This window comes from Sphingomonas sp. CFBP 13706 (assembly GCF_014842355.1).
Taxonomy (GTDB): Bacteria; Pseudomonadota; Alphaproteobacteria; order Sphingomonadales; family Sphingomonadaceae; genus Sphingomonas; species Sphingomonas aerolata.
In genome coordinates this window covers 468,087-487,263 of sequence record NZ_JACYVM010000002.1, presented here as the reverse complement: position 1 = coordinate 487,263, position 19,177 = coordinate 468,087, and the positions used below count along the sequence as shown (strand labels likewise).

General features: G+C 66.1%; 22 protein-coding genes. 12 read left to right on the top strand and 10 right to left on the bottom strand.

Annotation, left to right across the window (positions count from 1 at the left end):
• Positions 1-42: 42 nt before the first annotated feature.
• Positions 43-1,455, top strand: coding sequence for a succinylglutamate-semialdehyde dehydrogenase (astD, locus tag IFS44_RS05690; protein WP_031441361.1), 1,413 nt, complete (start codon positions 43-45; stop codon positions 1,453-1,455).
• Between the two features lie 63 nt (positions 1,456-1,518).
• Here the strand turns inward: astD and IFS44_RS05685 are convergent, their stop codons facing one another.
• Positions 1,519-3,336 (bottom strand): DUF885 domain-containing protein, encoded by a 1,818-nt coding sequence (locus IFS44_RS05685; protein ID WP_192097767.1) that lies wholly within the window; start codon positions 3,334-3,336, stop codon positions 1,519-1,521.
• Between the two features lie 199 nt (positions 3,337-3,535).
• On the opposite strand from IFS44_RS05685, the gene cobA reads away from it, so the two are divergent.
• The 5 genes from cobA (at position 3,536) to IFS44_RS05660 (ending at position 7,700) form a co-directional block, all read left to right on the top strand.
• Complete coding sequence (gene cobA, locus IFS44_RS05680) at positions 3,536-4,324, top strand: uroporphyrinogen-III C-methyltransferase (RefSeq protein ID WP_192097766.1); 789 nt, start codon at positions 3,536-3,538, stop codon at positions 4,322-4,324.
• On the top strand, positions 4,321-4,617 hold the full coding sequence (locus tag IFS44_RS05675) for a DUF2849 domain-containing protein (RefSeq protein WP_031395828.1): 297 nt from the start codon (positions 4,321-4,323) through the stop codon (positions 4,615-4,617). The genes cobA and IFS44_RS05675 overlap by 4 nt, the downstream gene beginning before the upstream one ends.
• Before the next feature lie 273 nt (positions 4,618-4,890).
• Positions 4,891-6,522 carry a nitrite/sulfite reductase gene (locus IFS44_RS05670; RefSeq protein WP_159512445.1) on the top strand — a complete coding sequence of 544 codons (1,632 nt, stop codon included), beginning with the start codon at positions 4,891-4,893 and terminating at the stop codon, positions 6,520-6,522.
• Positions 6,515-6,955 carry a DUF934 domain-containing protein gene (locus IFS44_RS05665; protein ID WP_192097765.1) on the top strand — a complete coding sequence of 147 codons (441 nt, stop codon included), beginning with the start codon at positions 6,515-6,517 and terminating at the stop codon, positions 6,953-6,955. Before IFS44_RS05670 ends, IFS44_RS05665 begins: the two co-directional genes overlap by 8 nt.
• Complete coding sequence (locus tag IFS44_RS05660) at positions 6,948-7,700, top strand: phosphoadenylyl-sulfate reductase (protein WP_107929628.1); 753 nt, start codon at positions 6,948-6,950, stop codon at positions 7,698-7,700. Before IFS44_RS05665 ends, IFS44_RS05660 begins: the two co-directional genes overlap by 8 nt.
• A gap of 165 nt (positions 7,701-7,865) precedes the next feature.
• On the opposite strand, the gene IFS44_RS05655 is transcribed toward IFS44_RS05660, so the two are convergent.
• Positions 7,866-9,356, bottom strand: a complete 1,491-nt coding sequence (locus IFS44_RS05655; protein ID WP_031395824.1) for a replicative DNA helicase — start codon at positions 9,354-9,356, stop codon at positions 7,866-7,868.
• A gap of 143 nt (positions 9,357-9,499) precedes the next feature.
• On the opposite strand from IFS44_RS05655, the gene IFS44_RS05650 reads away from it, so the two are divergent.
• From IFS44_RS05650 to IFS44_RS05640, 3 genes are read left to right on the top strand one after another with little or no spacing between them, the layout of a single operon-like run.
• Positions 9,500-9,982, top strand: coding sequence for a UPF0262 family protein (locus tag IFS44_RS05650; RefSeq protein ID WP_031395823.1), 483 nt, complete (start codon positions 9,500-9,502; stop codon positions 9,980-9,982).
• Between the two features lie 9 nt (positions 9,983-9,991).
• Positions 9,992-10,669 carry a GH25 family lysozyme gene (locus tag IFS44_RS05645; RefSeq protein ID WP_192097764.1) on the top strand — a complete coding sequence of 226 codons (678 nt, stop codon included), beginning with the start codon at positions 9,992-9,994 and terminating at the stop codon, positions 10,667-10,669.
• Entirely contained in the window at positions 10,666-11,130 is a 465-nt protein-coding gene (locus IFS44_RS05640) for a cytidine deaminase (protein ID WP_192097763.1), read from the top strand. Before IFS44_RS05645 ends, IFS44_RS05640 begins: the two co-directional genes overlap by 4 nt.
• A 7-nt stretch (positions 11,131-11,137) precedes the next feature.
• Here the strand turns inward: IFS44_RS05640 and IFS44_RS05635 are convergent, their stop codons facing one another.
• Complete coding sequence (locus tag IFS44_RS05635) at positions 11,138-12,691, bottom strand: porin (RefSeq protein WP_192097762.1); 1,554 nt, start codon at positions 12,689-12,691, stop codon at positions 11,138-11,140.
• Between the two features lie 119 nt (positions 12,692-12,810).
• Here IFS44_RS05635 and dcd point away from each other — a divergent pair, with 119 nt between their 5' ends.
• Complete coding sequence (gene dcd, locus IFS44_RS05630) at positions 12,811-13,365, top strand: dCTP deaminase (protein ID WP_031395819.1); 555 nt, start codon at positions 12,811-12,813, stop codon at positions 13,363-13,365.
• 90 nt (positions 13,366-13,455) lie between these two features.
• Here the strand turns inward: dcd and IFS44_RS05625 are convergent, their stop codons facing one another.
• The 5 genes from IFS44_RS05625 to IFS44_RS05605 all read right to left on the bottom strand — a co-directional run bounded on the left by IFS44_RS05625 (position 13,456) and on the right by IFS44_RS05605 (position 16,598).
• Positions 13,456-13,803 (bottom strand): tetratricopeptide repeat protein, encoded by a 348-nt coding sequence (locus IFS44_RS05625; RefSeq protein WP_235516361.1) that lies wholly within the window; start codon positions 13,801-13,803, stop codon positions 13,456-13,458.
• 234 nt (positions 13,804-14,037) lie between these two features.
• Complete coding sequence (locus IFS44_RS05620; protein WP_031395817.1) at positions 14,038-14,466, bottom strand: ExbD/TolR family protein; 429 nt, start codon at positions 14,464-14,466, stop codon at positions 14,038-14,040.
• A gap of 33 nt (positions 14,467-14,499) precedes the next feature.
• Positions 14,500-14,979, bottom strand: coding sequence for an ExbD/TolR family protein (locus IFS44_RS05615; protein ID WP_031395816.1), 480 nt, complete (start codon positions 14,977-14,979; stop codon positions 14,500-14,502).
• 92 nt (positions 14,980-15,071) lie between these two features.
• Complete coding sequence (locus IFS44_RS05610; RefSeq protein ID WP_031395815.1) at positions 15,072-15,866, bottom strand: MotA/TolQ/ExbB proton channel family protein; 795 nt, start codon at positions 15,864-15,866, stop codon at positions 15,072-15,074.
• A gap of 51 nt (positions 15,867-15,917) precedes the next feature.
• On the bottom strand, positions 15,918-16,598 hold the full coding sequence (locus tag IFS44_RS05605) for an energy transducer TonB (protein WP_056406249.1): 681 nt from the start codon (positions 16,596-16,598) through the stop codon (positions 15,918-15,920).
• 254 nt (positions 16,599-16,852) lie between these two features.
• Here IFS44_RS05605 and IFS44_RS05600 point away from each other — a divergent pair, with 254 nt between their 5' ends.
• Positions 16,853-17,821, top strand: a complete 969-nt coding sequence (locus IFS44_RS05600; protein WP_244649942.1) for a hypothetical protein — start codon at positions 16,853-16,855, stop codon at positions 17,819-17,821.
• Positions 17,822-17,845: 24 nt separating this feature from the next.
• On the opposite strand, the gene IFS44_RS05595 is transcribed toward IFS44_RS05600, so the two are convergent.
• Both IFS44_RS05595 and IFS44_RS05590 read right to left on the bottom strand, forming a co-directional pair.
• Positions 17,846-18,136 (bottom strand): Rossmann fold domain-containing protein, encoded by a 291-nt coding sequence (locus tag IFS44_RS05595; RefSeq protein WP_192097761.1) that lies wholly within the window; start codon positions 18,134-18,136, stop codon positions 17,846-17,848.
• A gap of 4 nt (positions 18,137-18,140) precedes the next feature.
• On the bottom strand, positions 18,141-18,512 hold the full coding sequence (locus IFS44_RS05590; RefSeq protein ID WP_031395199.1) for a dihydroneopterin aldolase: 372 nt from the start codon (positions 18,510-18,512) through the stop codon (positions 18,141-18,143).
• 138 nt (positions 18,513-18,650) lie between these two features.
• Between IFS44_RS05590 and IFS44_RS05585 the strand changes: the two genes are divergently transcribed.
• Positions 18,651-19,160, top strand: coding sequence for a GNAT family N-acetyltransferase (locus IFS44_RS05585; protein ID WP_031440744.1), 510 nt, complete (start codon positions 18,651-18,653; stop codon positions 19,158-19,160).
• Positions 19,161-19,177 lie beyond the last annotated feature (17 nt).

Sequence of the window (19,177 nt, the reverse complement as noted above, 5' to 3'; positions counted from 1 at the left end):
CGGATGGTGGAAACTCTTCTAAAATTGGGGCAAGAGCCCGATATGGCCGATGAGATCCTCTCCTACGAACCCGCAACCGGTACGCTGTTGTGGCGTCACCCGATCGGGGATGTCGATACCGAAGTGGCGACCGCGCGGTCGGGCTGGGCCGGCTGGGCGTCCAAGCCGCTCGCATTCCGGATCGAGACGATGCGCCGGTTCGCCAATGTCGTCCGCCAGCGCAACGACGCGTTCACCGACCTGATCGCGCGCGAGACGGGCAAGCCGATCTGGGAAGCGCGCGGCGAGGTCGAGACGGTGATCGCCAAGGTCGACATCTCGGTCAGCGCCTATGCCGAACGCACCGCACAGCGCCGGATGGAGGCGCCGATGAACAGCCGCGTCGCGCTGCGCCACAAGCCGCACGGCGTGCTCGCGGTGCTCGGCCCCTATAATTTCCCGGCACACCTGCCCAACGGCCACATCGTCCCCGCCTTGATCGCCGGCAACGCGGTCGTCTTCAAGCCGTCCGAAAAGACCCCCGCATCGGGCGCGTTCCTCGTCGAGTGCTACCGCGCCGCCGGGGTGCCCGAGGATTGCATCCGGCTGCTCGTCGGCGGCCCCGCGGAGGGCAAAGCGCTGGCTGCGCATCCCGATATCGACGGCCTGCTCTTCACCGGTTCGGCCCAGACCGGCCTCGCGCTCAACCGCGCCTTTGCCGAGAAGCCCGAGAAAATTCTGGCGCTCGAAATGGGCGGCAACAACCCGATCATGGTCTGGGACACGCCGGACCTGCACACCGCGGCGGTGCTCGTCGTCCAGTCCGCCTTCACGACCGCCGGCCAGCGCTGCACCGCTGCGCGCCGGCTGATCGTCCAGGAACGGCTCGCCCAGCCGCTGCTCGACACGATCGAGCGGATGATCGCGCGGATCATCGTCGACGAGCCACATGCGAACCCAGCGCCGTTCATGGGCCCGGTGATCGACAACCAGGCGGCGGACCAGCTGACCGAGAGCTTTCTCGAGTTGCTGATGCGCGGCGGCCGCCCGATCCGGCATCTCGAACGCCCGGTCGATACGCTGCCCTTCCTCCGCCCGGCGATGATCGACGTCACCGACATGGCGGAGCGCCCCGATCTCGAGCTGTTCGGCCCGATCCTGCAGGTCTTCCGCACCGATGATTTCGACGCCGCGATCGCCGAGGCTAACAACACCCGCTATGGCCTGTCCGCCGCGCTGATCAGCCAGACGCCCGCGCTCTACGACCGGTTCTGGGCCAATATCCGCGCCGGGATCGTCAACTGGAACAAGCCCACCAACGGCGCCTCGTCGGGCGCGCCGTTCGGCGGCGTCGGCTGGTCGGGCAACCACCGCCCCAGCGCCTATTACGCCGCCGACTATTGCGCCTATCCGGTCGTCAGCAGCGAATCCGAAAGCGCGCGGGCGAGCATCGGCATCGGCCTGCGCGACGGCTGAGGCAGGTAGCGGCCCCCAAAGCTGAACTGAAATCCTCCCCCGCCAGGGGGAGGATCATGGGGTTTACTTCGCCCCGCCCAACCAGTCGGCGATCTTCTTCTCCAGGACCGGCATCGGCAGTGCGCCCGTATCGAGCACCTGCGCATGGAAGGCGCGTGGATCAAACGCGGCACCCTGCGCCGCCTGCGCCTTGGCCTTCATCCTGAGGATCGTCAGCTGGCCGATCTTGTACGCCAGCGCCTGCCCGGGGATCGAGATGTACCGCTCGACCTCGGCGGTCGCGTCAGTCCGCCCCATCGGCGAATTGGCGAGCATGTACGCGATCGCCTGGTCGCGGCTCCACCCCTTGGCGTGGATCCCGGTATCGACGACCAGCCGCATCGCGCGCAGCATCTCGTCGTTCAGGCCACCCATCCGCTGATAGGGATCGCTTTCGACGCCCAGTTCCTTCCACAAGGTCTCGGCATAGAGCGCCCAGCCCTCGACATAGGCGGTGTTGCCGCCGAACCGGATGAAGGCGGGCAGCGCGACATTCTCCTGCGCCAGGCTGATTTGGTAATGATGGCCCGGCACCGCCTCGTGCAGGTAGAGCGTCTCCATCCCCCACAGATACCGCGTCGGCAGATCATAGGTGTTGTAGTAGAAGATCCCCGGCCGCGTGCCGTCGGGGGTTCCCTGCTGATACGACCCCGCCGCATCGGTCTTCGCGCGGAAATCGGGCACTGCACGGATCTCGAGCGGGCTTTTGGGCACCAGCGAGAATTGCGTCGCGATCCGCGCGTTGACCCGCTTGCCGATCGCCTCATAGCCCTCGCGCACCGCCGCCGCCGACTTGGGCTGGAAGCGCGGATCGGTGCGTAGATGATCGAAGAACGCGGCCAGCGTGCCCTTGAACCCGACCGCGGCCTTCTGCGCCTCCATCGCCTGCGTGATCCGCGCGACCTCGGACAGGCCGAGCTGATGCACCGCCTCGGGCTCGAGCGGCAGCGTCGTGCTGTCCTCGATCCGCTGCGCATAGAGCGCGGCGCCGCCCGGCAGCGCCGACAGCCCGACCGTATCGCGCGCCTTGGCGAGATATTCATTCGCGAGGAAGTCACGCATCCGGACATGCGCGGGATTGATCACCTCGCGCACCTGCTTGGCATAGGCCGCGGTCAGGCGCGTGCGGTCGGCCGCCGGGATCGACGCGGGGAACATCGTCACCGGCGCGTAGAAGGTCGATTTCTCGACACCCTCGGCGATCAGATTGTCGAACTGGCCGATCATGTTGCGCACGACCAGCTTGGGCTGGGTCACGCCCTTCGCCATCCCCTCGCGGAACCGCGCGATCGCCCGGTCATAGACCGCGGCATAGCCCGCATTGCGCCGCAGGTTGGTCTCGTAATCCGCGACCGTCTTGAACGGCGCGCCGCCCTTGCCCGACGCAAAATCGGGATAAAAGGTCTGGAACCCGCCAAAATGGCTGAGCGGCAGCAGCCGGTCGATCGCGACCAGGTTCGGCGCGAACCCGCGCAGCGCGACCTCGCGGCCGTTGCGGAACACGTCATAGGCGATCTGGTCGACGCGGGTCAGCTTGCTGCGGTCGATCGCGGCGATCGCAGCCAAGTCCTGCTCGACATTACGCTTGTCCTGCGCGGTGCGCGCATCGGTCAGATATTCGCCGAAGCGATCGGCATAGCGCATGTCGCCGCGGAAGATCGCCTGCAGCGGATCGTTCTTCAGATCGCGCTCGTCGCTGGCATAGAAAAGCTGCTTGAGCTTCGCATCCTCGGGGCCGTCACCGGCGATCGGCGCGGGCGGCGGCAGCGCCTGGCTCGACACCGGCACCGCGCCGATGAAGGTGGTCGCCAGCAACATGGCGGCAAGGCAGGTCAGGCGCATTATCGAAGTTCCCCATCGCGTCCGGGTTACCCGGTTCGTCGCGCCTTCCTATCGCGCGGATTCCACCGCCACCAGCCCGTGACCGGGGCTTGCGAACGTTTCCGGCGATGGCCGCCGCACCACGTGGGAAAGCAGGACTAGCCCCGGGGCAAATAATGCTGGGCTCGCCAATCGCCCGCCCAGAGCCCATCTTCCTGCCATGGTAAGCTTGCTAGACCCCGGTGCCCGCGGGCGCGTCATCCTCGTCGGGGCGGGGCCCGGCGATCCCGGTCTGCTGACCGTGCGTGCGGTCGCCGCGCTCGAGATCGCCGACGTCGTCGTCCATGACGGGCTGATCGATCCGCGCGTGCTCGACATCGCGTCGCCTGCTGCTCAGCGCATCTCGGTCGCCAAACAGCGCGCGCGCCATACGCTGCCGCAAGAGGCGATCAACGCGCTGATCATCGCGCATGTGAAGACCGGCGCGATCGTCGTCCGGCTGAAGGGTGGCGATCCGTTCGTGTTCGGTCGCGGCGGCGAGGAGGTCGAGGCCGTGCGTGCCGCGGGCCTGCCGGTCGAAGTGATCCCCGGGGTCTCCGCAGCGCTGGGGTGCGCGGCCGAGGCGATGCTGCCGCTGACCCACCGCGATCATTCGAGCGCGGTCAGCTTCGTCGCGGGCCAGTGCAAGGGTCTGACCGAGCAGGACTGGTCGGGGCTTGCCGGCCAGGGTCGTACGCTCGTCATCTACATGGGGATCGCCACCGCGACCGATATCGCCGACAAGCTGATGGCCGATGGCGTGGCGCCCGACATGCCGGTTGCGGTGCTCGAGCGCGGCACGCTATCGGGCAGCCGTGCGATGCGGACGCTGCTCGCCGATCTCGGCCCGATGGTGCAGCGCGAGGCGGTGAAGAGCCCCGCGATCATCGTTGTCGGCGAGGTCGTCGAACTCTCCGACGCGCAGGACAAGCTCGCCCGCTGGGCACGAATTGCAGAGGCCGCCGCATGAAGCTCCTGACCGGAAACGACCTTCCCACCGGCGACGTGATCTGGTGGACCGGCGATGGCTGGTCGCGCCATATCGAGGATGCGGCCGATGTCGGCGTCGCGGGGGAATCGATCCTCCAGGCGGAGGAAGGCGCACGCCGCGTCAACGTCCCTTATCTGATCGAGGCGACCGCGACCGCAGACGGCCCCCGCCCTGCGCACATCAAGGATCGCATTCGCGCCTTGGGTCCGACTATGCGGCCCGACCTTACGCTCAAGCCGGCCGATCCGGCTGCGGGGAGTTGGGTTATATGATTCACGCGATGGCGCGAAGGCGCGACGAGAGCAGTGAGAAGATGGTTCGCGCGGAGGCGCGGAGGCGCGGAGGTGTCTCCCCTGCCGCGCAGCGGCCCTCACACTCGCTGACTGAGGCAGATTTGCTGCCCGCTGGCGCGGGAGTTCATTCCTCGTCTTTCTCCTCCGCGTCTCCGCGCCTCCGCGTGAATCCAATCTTCTTCGCGCCATCGCGCCCCTTCGGCTTCGCTCAGGACAGGCTCCGCGCGAACCAAATTCTACCGGGAACCCCCCATGTATAAATACGACGAGTACGACCAGGCCATCGTCGACCAGCGCGTCGACGAGTTCCGCGACCAGGTCCGCCGCCGCCTTTCGGGCGAGCTGACCGAGGACCAGTTCAAGCCGCTGCGGCTGATGAACGGCCTGTATCTCCAGCTGCATGCGTACATGCTGCGCGTCGCGGTGCCCTACGGCACGCTCGATGGCCGGCAGATGCGGATGCTCGGCCACATCGCGCGCAAATATGATCGCGGCTACGGGCATTTCACGACGCGGCAGAACATCCAGTTCAACTGGATCCAGCTCGATCAGACCCCGGACATCCTCCAGGAGCTGTCGACGGTCGAGATGCATGCCATCCAGACCTCGGGCAACTGCATCCGCAACATCAGTTCCGACCAGTTCGCCGGCGCCGCCGCGGACGAGGTCGCCGATCCGCGCCCCTGGGCCGAGCTGATCCGTCAGTGGTCGACGTTCCACCCGGAATTCACCTACCTCCCGCGCAAGTTTAAGATCTGCGTGATCGCGGCGGACGAGGATCGCGCGGCGATGCGGCTGCACGACATCGGCATCGGTCTGCACGTCCGCGACGGTGAACTCGGCGCGAAGATCTATGTCGGTGGCGGCATGGGCCGCACGCCGATGATCAGCCACGAGATCCGCGATTTCGTCCCCGCCGACGATCTGATGAGCTATCTCGAAGCGTGCCTGCGCGTCTACAATCGCTACGGTCGCCGCGACAATATCTACAAGGCGCGGATCAAGATCCTGCTGCACGAGATCGGCCCCGACGAATATCGTCGCCAGGTCGAGGAGGAATTCGCCGCGGTGAAGGGCCTCGGCCTCGATCCGCCGCGCGCCGAACTCGAGCGGATCACGAGCCATTTCGGCGCGCCCGCATTCGAGGAAAACGCGTCCACCGAGATCGACCGCAGCGATCCCGACTTCGCGGTCTGGCTCGACCAGAATGTGAAGGCGCACAAGCAGCCCGGCTATGCGATCGTCAACATCAGCCTGAAGCCCGTCGGCGGCATCCCCGGCGACGCGTCGGCGGACCAGATCGACGTGATGGCCGATCTCGGCACGCGCTACAGCTTCGACGAACTGCGCGTGACGCATGCGCAGAACATCGTCCTGCCGCACGTCCGCATGGCCGATCTGCACGCGGTGTGGTCGACGCTAAACGAGGCTGGGCTGGCCGAGGCCAATCTCGACCTGATCAGCGACATCATCGCCTGCCCCGGTCTCGATTATTGCAGCCTCGCCAATGCGCGGTCGATCCCGCTCGCGCAGAAGATCGCGACGCGCTTCGGCGATCTTGGCCGTCAGCGCGAGCTGGGTGAGCTCAAGCTCAAGATCAGCGGCTGCATCAACGCCTGCGGGCATCACCATGCCGGGCACATCGGCATCCTCGGCGTCGACAAGAAGGGCACCGAGAATTACCAACTCTCGCTCGGCGGATCGGGCGCGGAGGATGTGAGCCTCGCCAAGATCACCGGCCCCGGCTTCTCGGAGGATGGCGTCGTCGACGCGATCGAACGCGTCACCGACCGCTATCTGCAGGTCCGCGACCCCGGCGAGCGCTTCCTCGACACCTACCGCCGCGTCGGCTTCGAGACGTTCAAGGAGGCGATCTATGGTTGAGTATCCGGACCAGACGCTGCTCCGCTTCCGCGACGACGAGCCGCATGACGAGCCTGCGGTGACGCTTGATTCGTTCATCGGCCAGAGCAACGCCGCCGCCGTCCGCCTCGAAGCGGGCGACGATGCGCGCGCGCTGCTGCCGCAGATCGACCAGCTCGCGCTGATCGAGGTGAGCTTTCCCGGCTATCGCGACGGCCGCGGCTATTCCGCGGCGCGGATCCTGCGCGAGGCGGGCTATACCGGCGAGCTGCGTGCGGCGGGCGACGTGCTTGTCGACCAGATTCCGTTGATGCGCCGCTGCGGCTTCGACAGCTTCGCGCCCGAGGCCCCGATCGATATCGACGTGCTCCGCGCCAGCCTCTCGCGCTACGACACGCCCTATCAGAAGGCGGCCGACGGCACCGTGCCAGTCTGGAAGCTGCGCCATGGGTGAAGCGCTCCGCCGGATCGACACGATCGACGTGACCCCCGCCTTCACCAGGGCGGACGCACAGGCGATGCAGGACCGGTTCGCCGGCGTTCCTGCGGCGCAGATGCTGCGCGAGCTGCTGACCGGCGAACTGGCCGGGCGGATCGCGTCGGTTTCGTCCTTCGGTGCCGAATCTGCGGTGCTGCTGCACATGGTCGCGCAGGTCGATGTCGACGTGCCGGTGATCTTCACCAACACGCAGAAGATGTTCGGCGAGACGCTCGCCTATCGCGATGCGCTGGCCGAACGGCTTGGCCTCACCGACCTGCGCGTGTTCAGACCCGATCCGCGGCTGCTCGCGATCAAGGATCGGGCCGGCGAACGCTGGTCCTACGACCCCGATGGCTGCTGCGACCTGCGCAAGGTCGAGCCGCTGCGCCGCGCGCTCGCGCCGTTCGACGCGTGGATCTCGGGGCGCAAGGGCTTCCAGTCGGGCACGCGCACCGCGCTGCCGCGGTTCGAGGAAGATGAGGGCCGGTTGAAGATCAACCCGCTCGCCGACTGGGACAAGGCGCGGCTCGACGCCTATTTCGCCGAGCATGATCTGCCGCGGCATCCGCTCGAGGCACAGGGCTATCTCTCGATCGGCTGCGCACCCTGCACCACCAAGGTCGCCCCCGGCGAGGATCCGCGCGCGGGGCGCTGGCGCAGCTTCGACAAGGTCGAATGCGGCATCCACGCCCCCGGCGGCTACGACCCGATCATCTGACTGAATTCCCTCGCCCCTTTGGGGAGAGGGAGGGAGGAGCCGTAGGCGACGGAAGGGAGAGGGGCGTTGGGATTAACCGTCCCGCGTCTCATTCCCCTCACCCTTTCCACGGCAAGTGCCGCGGGCCCCTTCCCTCTCCCACGCGGGGAGAGGGTGATGAGCGCCTCAATATTCCGCCAGATCCGAGAATTTCGTGATCGTCGGGTCGAACTTCATCCGCACCTTGCCGGTCGCGCCGTGGCGCTGCTTGGCGATGATCAGCTCGGCAAGACCATAGACCCGCTCCATCTCGGCCGCCCAGGACGCGTGATCCTCGAAGATCTTCGCGCTGTCGCCTTCGGCCGGGCGCTTGGGCTCCTTCGACGCGACGTAATAATCCTCGCGGTACACGAACCAGACCATGTCGGCGTCCTGCTCGATTGACCCGGATTCGCGAAGATCGGAGAGCATCGGCGTCTTGTCCTCGCGGCTTTCGACCGCGCGGCTCAGCTGCGACAGTGCCAGCACCGGGACGTTCAGGTCCTTCGCCAACGTCTTCAACCCACGCGAAATCTCCGAGATTTCCTGGACGCGGTTGCCATCCTTGCTCTTGCCCGACCCCGACAGCAGCTGGAGATAGTCGACCACCACCAGCCCGATCTCGTTATTGTGGCGGCGCTGCAACCGGCGGACACGCGTGTGCAGCGCGCCGATCGACAGACCGCCCGTGTCGTCGATGAACAGCGGCAGATTCTCCAGCTCTGCCGCCGCGGCCGCCAACTGCGCGAACTCGGTCCGGCTGATCTTGCCCATGCGGAGCGATTCGGATGAAATCTGCGACTGCTCGGCAAGAATACGCGTCGCCAGCTGATCCGCGGACATTTCGAGGCTGAAGAACGCGACCTTCGCGCCGACCGAATCCTTCGGCGCGATCCCGTCGGCCATGTCGCGCATCCAGCGCCGCGCGGCGTTGAACGCGATGTTGGTGGCGAGCGACGTCTTGCCCATGCCCGGACGCCCGGCGAGGATCATGAGATCGCTGTGATGCATGCCGCCGATCTTGGCGTTGATCGAGTCGATACCCGTGGTGACGCCCGACAAATTGCCGCCCGAGTTGAGCGCCCGCTCGGCCATCTTGACCGCCGCGGTGGTCGCCTGCGCGAACGTCTTGACCGAGTTCTCCGCCCCGCCATCGGCGGCGACCTTGAACAATTCCTCCTCGGCCAGCTCGATCTGCGCGCGCGGATTGACCTCCTCCGAGGTGTCCATCGCGCGGTCGACCAGGGTGCGGCCGACCGAGACGAGCGCACGCAGCATCGCCAGGTCATAGATCTGCTGCGCGAATTGACGCGCGCCGATCAGCCCCGCGCCGCTGCCCGTGAGGCCGGCGAGATAGGCGGGACCGCCCAGCTCGCGCATGCCCTCGTCCGCGTCGAACATCGGCCGCAGCGTGACCGGCGTCACCAGCATGTCGTTGCCGCGCAGCGTCTTGATCGCGGCGAAGATGCGCCCGTGCACGGGTTCGAAGAAATGCGTGGGTTCGAGCTTGTCGACCAGATCGTCGGCGAGCCGGTTGTCGATCATCATTGCGCCGAGCATCGCGGCTTCGGCCTCGACGTTGCGGGGAAGCTGCTGTGGTTCGGCCACGGCGGGGACGGGGAATGCAAGGGTTGCCATACTGCGTTCTACGCACTGCGCGCGATCGCTCCAAGCCAACTGCGCCAGAATGATGGGGATAAGTCGACCAGCCCGCCGCGATCGGCGGCCGCCGGTGCAGGCGACAAGTGACACGCGTTACGACCATCGCTATCGCACATGGCATGGCCGACCCGCGGATCATCGACATACAGCTCGACGAGCGCACGATTGCGTGGCGCTCCGCGGATATCGAACAGGAACGCCGGATTGCGATCTTCGACCTGATCGAGGGCAATTATTTCGCGCCGCAGCGCCAGCATGCCGATGGCTATGCCGGCCCGTACCGCATCAGGCTCGAGACGGAGGAAGGCCGTCTCGGCATTCACATCCATCGTGAGGACGACACGCATCTTGAGACACTGGTGCTCGCGCTCGGCCGTTTCCGCCGACCGATCAAGGACTATTTCGCGATCTGCGACAGCTATTACCAGGCGATTCGCCAGTCCTCGCCCGCGCAGATCGAAACCGTCGACATGGCCCGGCGCGGCGTCCACAACGAGGCCGCCGAGCTGCTCAAGGACCGGCTGTCGGGCAAGATCGAGGTCGATTTCGACACTGCCCGCCGGTTGTTCACGCTCATCTGCGTCCTTCATCTACGTGGCTGAGCAGCGCTGATGGCCACGACATTGCTGAAGCTTGCGACCGTGCTGTTCGGCACGGGCGGCATCGCGATTGGCGGCTGGGCCTATGCGACGCAGTGGCATCCCGCGACCGAGACCTATCCGCTGCAAGGCGTCGACCTGGGTGAAAATCCCGCGCCGGTCGAATGGGGAACGGTGCGCGCGCGCGGCGTCGATTTCGCCTATATCGTCGCGACCTCGGGCAAGGATCGCCGCGATCCCGCGTTCGAGGCGAACTGGGCGGCGCTTCCCGAAGCCGGGCTGCGCCGCGGCGCGGTGCATATCTATTCGCTGTGCCAGCCTGCGGTCGAACAGGCGAACGCGTTCAATACCTTCGTGCCCGCCGCCGCCGATGCGTTGCCCGTCGCCGTCGATGTGCAGTTCCGGGATGATTGCGTCGCCCGCCCCGAAAAGGCCGCGCTGGTCGCCGATCTGACGCGCTTCGTGACGATGGTCGAGACGCATACCGGCAAGCCCGTCCTGCTGCGCATCGGCAAGTCGGTCGAGGGCAGCTATGCGTTGTCGGCGGCACTGCCGCGGCCGGTCTGGGCGATGGCCAATCTGCTCAAGCCCGATTATGCGGCACGGCCGTGGCGAATGTGGCGCGCGAGCAATTTTCGGCGCGTCGAGGGAATCGAGGGACCGGTGAATTGGGACGTGGTGGCAGGATGAACGATGGTTTCGATACCGATCAGGCAACCCGCCTGATCGCCGCGGCGCGCGACGCCGCGCGTCACGCGCATGCGCCCTATTCGCGATTCGCGGTCGGCGCCGCGGTGCTGCTCGACGACGGCAGCGTGATCACCGGCGCCAATTTCGAGAATGCGAGCTATGGCCTGTCGCTCTGCGCCGAAACAGTCGCGCTGGCGACCGCAAGCGCGCAGGGCCGCCTGCGTGACGTCGTTGCGATCGGCGTGATCGGCGGCGCGATGGACTCAGAAGGTTGCGCGACCGGCAACGCTCCCGTGAGCCCGTGCGGACGGTGCCGCCAGGTGATCAACGAGGCGGCGCAGATGGGCGGGCGCGATCTTCCCGTCCACTGCGGCGCGGCGCAGGGCGAGGCTGTCCACAGCTACCGCCTGTCGGAGCTTCTCCCCGATGCGTTCGGCCCGGCGGACCTCGGGATCGGCTGATCCGCGGTCAGTAGTTGAACTGCAACTGCGTGCGGATCAGATCGCCCTCCGCCCGGCCCTCGCGGCGTTCGTCGGCCTCGCGCCGCGTCATCCGCGCATAGGCGACGGTCAGCTCGATCGGCGGGGTCGGCTGGAACTCGATCCCCAGCTCGAACTCGTCGGTCTCGAGCCGCGGCGCGTTGGGCAGCGCCTTCCACCCGCCGCGATAATATTGCCGGCGCGCATAGGGCATGAACGGGCCGAGCGGCGACGACCGCACGCGAGCCATCGCCTGGACATAGCCGCCGTTGAGCCGCTTGGTCGTAATCGACTGCGACACGTCGTCATATTCGGGGCCGCGCCCCCAGTTCCACTCCGCCTGAAACCCGAAGGGCTGCGGATAGAGGATCGCGTGGACCCCGAACCGCTCATCGGCAAAGCTCGTGTCGCTGACCCCGCCGCTGCGCAGTTCGGGCTGGACGCGATTACGGATGGCCGCCGCGCCGACCTCCAACACCTGTCCGCTAAACGCCCCGCCAAGCCCGTCGAGCGCGAACGGCCACGTCGCCATCGCCACGGTCATCATGCCGTCATTGGTCTCGGCACGGCTGATCCCCTGGCCGTTATAGACGCCAAGAGCGAACGCACCGTAATTGCCGAACAGTTTCTGGCCGTCCTCCTCGAGGCGATCCCAGATCCGTTGCACGCCGGTGGGCGTGTAATAGGCGACGATGCCCAGATCGCGCTCACCGGGGACCGCGCTGTTGATCCCGTCGCTGCGATCGATCGTGATGCGATTCGACGAGGACTGCATATTCTCCCAGCCGAATGGCACCTTCGACTGCCCGAACCGCAGCCGGAAGCGGCGATCCGCGTCGAGGAACGTGTCGACATAGGCGTCGCGCAGCTGGGCAAAGCCCTCGCGTCGCTCGCCGCCCGACTGGTTGCTGACGTTCACCGCGAAGTCGGGCTGGAGATAGAAGGACACCCGGTCGGTCAGATCGCCCTGCAGGACCAGCCGGACGCGGCGGAGCGAAAAGCCGGTATTGTCGCCGATGCTGCCGTCATGCACCGACCGCAACCGCGACTTGCCCTCCGGCGCGGTGCGATCGCCCGACACGATCTCGTTGAACCGCATCTGCGTATAGCCGCGGATCGCGATGCGATCATACCAGGCGCGCTTCGGCTCGGGCGTTGCCACGGCCAATTGCGTCGATGGCGCGACCGCGGTTGCCGGCTTGGGCGCCGGGGCGGGCGCAGGCGTTGCCGCAACCGCGACCGGCGCTGTGACCGGCGCAACTATCGGCGCAGTGACTGGCGCAGTCTGGGCAATCGGTCCGTTCTGGGCGGCCTTGAGCTCGGCGATCGTCGCCTTCAGTTCGTCGATCTGGCGTTGCAGGTCCTGCACCGACTGCGCCTGCGCCGTCGTACCTGACAGCGCGATCGATCCTACCAGCGCGATCCGCGCATGGCGGATGGCGCGGCGCACGCGAATAGCAGCGCGGTTCCGCGCGTCATCATGCTCCGGAAGCTGTGGCTCGACGGACGTACCGCGCGGAAAAGGCTGCCGAATCTGGTTCATGCCGCGCCCCATGACGGCCCGGCACGCCGGCTGCAACGGCAAAAACGCTCTCCGCGTGCACGCGCTCTTGCCGCCATCGACCATCCGCGCGAAAGCAGCGGCGAAAAGGGGAATGTCTCATGTCCGTCATGTCCGACCGCTGGATCCGCGAACGCGCGCTGGGCGATGCGATGATCGAGCCATTTCACGAGGCGCAGCGCCGCGATGGCTGTATCAGCTACGGGCTGTCCTCCTATGGCTATGACGCGCGCGTCGCCGACGAGTTCAAGATCTTCACCAATGTCGACAGTGCGATCGTCGATCCGAAGAATTTCGATGCGAACAGCTTCGTCGACCGCAAGACGGATGTCTGCATCATTCCGCCGAACAGCTTTGCGCTGGCGCGGACGGTCGAATATTTCCGCATTCCGCGCGACACGCTGGTGATCTGTCTGGGCAAATCGACCTATGCGCGCTGCGGGATCATCGTCAACGTCACCCCGCTCGAACCCGAATGGGAGGGGCATGTGACGCTCGAATTCTCGAACACCACGCCGCTGCCCGCGAAGATCTACGCGAACGAGGGCGCCTGCCAGTTCCTGTTCCTGCGCGGTAACGAGCCGTGCGAGATCAGCTATGCCGACCGCGCGGGCAAATATATGGGCCAGCGCGGGGTCACCCTGCCCCGGCTCTGACCGCCTCAGGCGTCGACCGCGCGAGGTCGACGCCTCTGCCTCAATAACGGAACCACAGGACCGGCGCCGGACGAGCGCGTCGGCCCTGGTTTAGCGCGTGGCGATCTGTACCGGGGCCACGCCGAGCGCGCGTCGTGCCAGATCATGCGACGAGGCCACCGCACCCGAGGGAAGGTCCATCGCGATGTCGCGGCGTTCGAGCACGCGCTTGTACAACGCCCGTGCGTCCGCCTCGCGGCCGGTCCGCCGGTAAACCGCGGCAAGGTTGAGCATCAGTTCGGGGCGACCCGGATAGACCGCCTGTTCCGCCAGGATATGGCGTTCGGCCGCGGCAAGATCGCCCGACACGATCGCCTGATAGCCATTCTGATCCGCCGCGAGCGCCGGTGCTGCCGCGCCGACAAGGGCAAGAACTACAAAGCCGAATTTGCGCATCATCCCGTCTCCATCGCCCTTCTGAGTCGAAAGGTTTCACTTTTGTGACACTGTTGTGTCACTTCGATGACTGTGGCGCAATATGGGATTTTTACGGATATTGCTTTGGCAAGGCCGTGAGGTGCGCGCGCGGCATGCCGACGCTCTTTCCAACCTCCGGTGTCATGGACGTCGGACATGCGAAAGGGGCGGCCCTTGCGGACCGCCCCTGGCATTATATCGATCGTGTCGCGTGACTTAGAAGTCGTTGCGATACTGCTCGTTACCGATGAAGCCGAGCTTCGTGATCGAAGACCGCTTCACGACGGCCAAAGTGCGATCGACGACTTCGTACCGCGCCTGCGGGTCCGGCTGGAAGTGAAGTTCCGGCTCGGGGTTCATGCCCGCGGTCTGGTCCAGATACTGGCGCAGCGTCACCTCGTCGACCGGCGACCCGTTCCAGGCCACCGTGCCCGATGCGTCGATCGAGATCTTGTTCTTCTCGGGGTCGATCGGGTTCTGCGGCGGGTTCTTGCTGTTGACCGGAAGGTCGACCTTGACCGCGTGCGTCTGGATCGGGATCGTGATGATGAACATAATGAGGAGAACGAGCAGGACGTCGATCAACGGCGTCATGTTCATTTCCATCATCGGCCCGTCATCTTCTTTGCCGCCGCCCATTGCCATTCTATACTACTCCTAAATACGTCCGAGCGATCGTCAGCGTTCGGTGGTGCCGCCGGGGGGCGGCTCGGAGATGAAGCCGACGCGGGCGAAGCCGGCGCGCTGCATCGTGTAGATCGTGCCGCCGATGCACTTGTACGGCGTGTTCACGTCGCCGCGAATATGCGCCTCGGGCAGCTCAAGACCTGCGGCATTCACGCCACCCTGACGATCGATCTCGGTCTTCAGCTTGGCGACCGCGCGATCGAGGAGCTCGGTCGAGGTGACCGGGGTCATGTTCCAATACACTGCACAGCTGCCATCGCCATTTGTCGTCACCGACAGCGAGACATTTTCGGGCTTGGTCGTGGTCGGATCAAATTTGACCTCGGGGAGCTTCAGCTGCACCGCCTGGACCGCGACGGTCGTCGTCACCAGAAAGATGATCAGGAGCACGAGCATGACGTCGACCAGCGGCGTCGTATTGATGTCCGATATCGATTTCTCGGTGGAATCGCCACCAACACTCATCGCCATGTGCGAACTATCCTATTCTTTTATCGCCACCGGCACCGCCGGCGGGAAGGAAGCGGAGCTGCCGCGAACGGCAGCCCCGCCTTTCTCGCGTCTTAGTTAGCGCGCGGCACGCCACCGGTCTGACCGGCAGTCGTGGTCGCCGTGGCAGGCTTGGCCACAACCGGCTTGACGCCCGAAGCGGTGATCGGACGCACGGCACCGTTCGATGCCAGGAAGCCGAGCACGTCGTTCGAGAAGGCCGACAGGTCCTCTGCGATCGACTTGTTGCGACGCTGCAGCCAGTTGTACGACAGCACGGCAGGAACCGCGACGACGAGACCCAGTGCGGTCATGATCAGTGCTTCACCGACCGGCCCTGCGACCTTGTCGATCGATGCCTGACCCGATGCACCGATCTTCACGAGTGCGCGGTAGATGCCGATAACCGTACCGAACAGACCGATGAACGGCGAAACCGAACCGACCGTTGCGAGGAAGGCGAGACCGCCACCCAGCTTCGAGTTGATCGCGGCTTCCGAACGCGCGAGCGAACCGTGCAGCCAGTCATGCGCCTCGACCGGATCGGTCAGCTTCGAATGCTGCTCCTGAGCGGCCAGACCGTCGTCGACGATCTGCTTGTAGGCCGAGTTCTTCTCGAGCTTGGCCGAACCTTCGCGAAGGCTGTTCGACGACCAGAAGGCCTGACGGACGCGCTTGCCCTGACCGATGATCTTCTGCTGCTCGAACAGCTTGGAGAACAGGATGTAGAACGAAACCACCGACATCAGCACCAGAATGCCGAACACGGTCTGGGAGATGAGACCGCCTTCGCGAAGTGCCGCTTCGAGGCCGTACGGGTTGGCTTCGGCTGCTGCGGGCGCCGCCGCGGCAAGGATAGTGGTGAACATGGTCGGATGATCCTCTTAAGATTCGTTGGTCTAAGTGCGCCGAGACGCAGATTAATTTTCCGGCAACGTCCACCGGATACGCTGCGTCGCACTCGAACGCATCGGGTTCCCGGCCTGATCGAGCGCCGGCGAGTAGCGACCACGTCGCGTCATCGCAGCACAGGCTGCCCGATCGAGAGCAGGCGAACCGCTCGACGACGTCACGGTGCAGTTCTCGACACGACCCTGGGCATTAATGTCCCAGCGCATCGCGACCGCACCCTGTTCGCCGGCACGAATCGCGCTCGGCGGATAGTCGTCCTGGCTCACCCATGTCGCCGGATTACCCTTGGCGCCCGCGGCCTTGCTGACCGTCGGTGCTGCTGGCGGGGCCGGCGGCGCTGGCGGCGCGGGAGGCGCCGGCGGTGCCGTTGGCTGGCTCAGCGGGATTATGTTCGACGTCGTGATCGCCGGAGCGGGCGACGGCGTAACAACGACCGGCGGCGGCACGACGACGGTGGTCGGCGGCGGCGGCAGGTTGGGCTGGTCAGGCGGCGGCGGCGGGGGCTCGTCGGGCGGAGGCGGCGGTGGCGGCGGCTCCACGTCGAACGTGTTTAACTTTTCGGTGGCCTTTTTCACGTATTGAAACGCGAGGCCGGTGACGAAAGCATAGCCCAAGGCAGCATGAATCAGCGCGACGATGACGATCGCGACGATTTTGCCTGAGGACATCTTCTGGTCAACATAGGCCATTCAGCAACGACACTCCCTTATTCTGTCTGCCTTCACGCAGTCGCGCATGGGGGCAGGCGCAACGCAAACGTGTGCCGTGAAGCAAAAATTCCACGCGGCAGTGCGCAATGTCTATCGCCACGCCATGCGACACGCAAACGCTTTGTCGGACGCAACAAACGTACAAGCGTATGATGGCAATTTTATTTCTGTAACGTTCATGCGCCATCGCGTAGCCCATGGCGATGATATCCCCACGTTCCATCCCACCGCTCATGACCCTGTTCGCCGTCATCGCCGCAGCCCCGATCGTTGCGCAGACGGCCCCCCCGCCGCAATCCGTGCCGACCGCGCCGCAGCAAAACAGCGCCGGCGACTCGACGACGCTGACCCCCGAACAGCTTGATCGGCAATGGGAAGGCGCGCGCGATGCAGCGCCCGCTGGAGCGGCTGGAGCGGCTGGCGCGGAGCCGGCCCAGCCCGCGGCCGCCGACCAAGGCGCGGGCTATGCGGACCTTGCGGATCTCGTTCTCGCCGCGCCGGTGATCGCCGACGCGACGATTCGCTCGACCGCGCGGATCAAGGGCGCAGAGGCGGCGGATGTCGCACCCGGGCTCGTCCGTTTCTATGTCGAGGCCGACGTAACCGCGCTGATTCGCGGCAGTGGTGGTGTGGCCCCAAGGCTCGGCTATCTGCTTGATGTCGCACCGGATTCCAACGGTCGCCTGCCAAAGCTGAAAAAGGCGCGCGTGCTGTTGTTTGCGCGTACCGCCGGAACATCGACGGCCGAGATCCAGCTCGTCGCGCGCGATGCGCAACGCGACTGGACGCCAGCACTCGACGCGCAGGTCCGCCGCATCGCCCGCGAGGTGCTCGCCGCCGACGCGCCGCCCGTCATTACCGGGATCGGCAACGCCTTTCACGTGCCCGGCGCCCTGCCCGGCGAAGGTGAAACGCAGATCTTCCTGACCACTTCGGATCAGCGTCCCGTCTCGCTGTCGATCCTGCGGCGGCCTGGCGAGCAACCCCGCTGGGCGGTCGCGCTGAGCGAGATCGTCGACGAGGCCGCGGCTCCTCCGCCGCGTGGTTCGCTGTTGTGGTACCGGCTAGCCTGCGCGCTTCCCGCCGCCATGCCGGATCGCAGCGTCGCGTCGATGGCAGCCACCGACGCGGTGATCGCGCGTGAGGATTATCAATTCGTTCTGCGTGCGCTCGGCCCCTGCGGACGCAGCCCGCGGCGCTGACCGGACCGCCGAGCGAGGGTCCGCTCAGCGGATCTCGACGATCTGCCCGGTCGTCGACAGGGCGGTCTCTAGGTAGCTGATCGCCGCTTCGACATCGGCGGCCCGCGCCCCATTATGGGACAGGACGGCGTTGATTCGCGTCACCGGCGCCGCCTCGATCGCGAGCGGCGCGATCGCGGCGCGGGCCTGGGCGGCAAAAAGCGAATCGCTGCTTTCGCGAATCACCACGACCAGGCTGTCTTCGGTGCCAAGTCGCGCTCGCGCGTCGCGCACGCACGCCGCGATATCGTCACGCTCGCTCAAGATCAGCCGCACGATCTCACCGACGATGTCGCACGAGCGTCACGCCGATCGCCTCGCCCGCTTCGGCGATCGCCAGCTTGACGATCTTCACCGCAACCCGCTGAACACGCGCGTCCTGCAGGAACAGCGTCTCGCAGATATGGTCGGCAACGGCCTCGATCAGCGTGAAATGCACGCCCGTCGGCAAGGCCGTGGTCGCGGCATGTTTCAGATCGAGATAGTTTTTCGACGCCGACAAGGGCGTGTCGGGATCGAACCGGCTCGGGCAGGTGAGATCGACGGTGAGCGAAATCCGCAGCGGCTGGGGCAGATGCGTCTCCTCCGAATAGATTCCGGTGAGCACCTGCACTTCCATGTCGTGCACTTCGAGCTGAAGACTGTCTTGCATCGCCGCGCTCTAGCAGAGCCGCGACCGTAGGGAAGGCCCGGGGCGGACGCGGCGCGACGCCGGTTCCGCTTGCGTTCGGCGACGTGCTGCGTAAAGCGCGCGGCCCCGGACGTTCCTGCGCCGGCGCTGGAGAAGCCGGTGTTCGAACTCGTCCCCTTGAACGCCGTCCCGCATGCCGAGGTCGAGATGCTGCTCGACCGCGCGTTCGGGCAGCATCGTCATGGCCGGACCGCCTATATGATCCGCGGCGATGGAACCGCGATCCCGACGCTCAGCTTCGCCGCCGTGTCGGGCGACATGCTGCTGGGCTCGATCCAGTGCTGGCCGATCGCGCTCATGACCGCGCAGGCGGCATTGCCGCTGGTGATGGTCGGCCCGGTCGCGGTCGCGCCGGGGCACCAGGGCGACGGCATCGGAAGGGCGCTGGTAGCGCGCGCGCTCGAGGTCGCTGCGGCGAGCGATCTGGGCGACGCGCTGATGCTGATCGGCGATCCGGACTATTATGGCCGGTTCTTCGGCTTTTCCGCCGAGCGCACGGCTGCGTGGCAGGCACCGGGTCCGGTCGAACGTCACCGGCTTCTTGCACTGGGCGGGGCCGTACCCGACGACGCTGGAATGCTCGGCCCGCGCCCAGGCGCAGCCGGCTGACGACGCCGCAGCGCGAC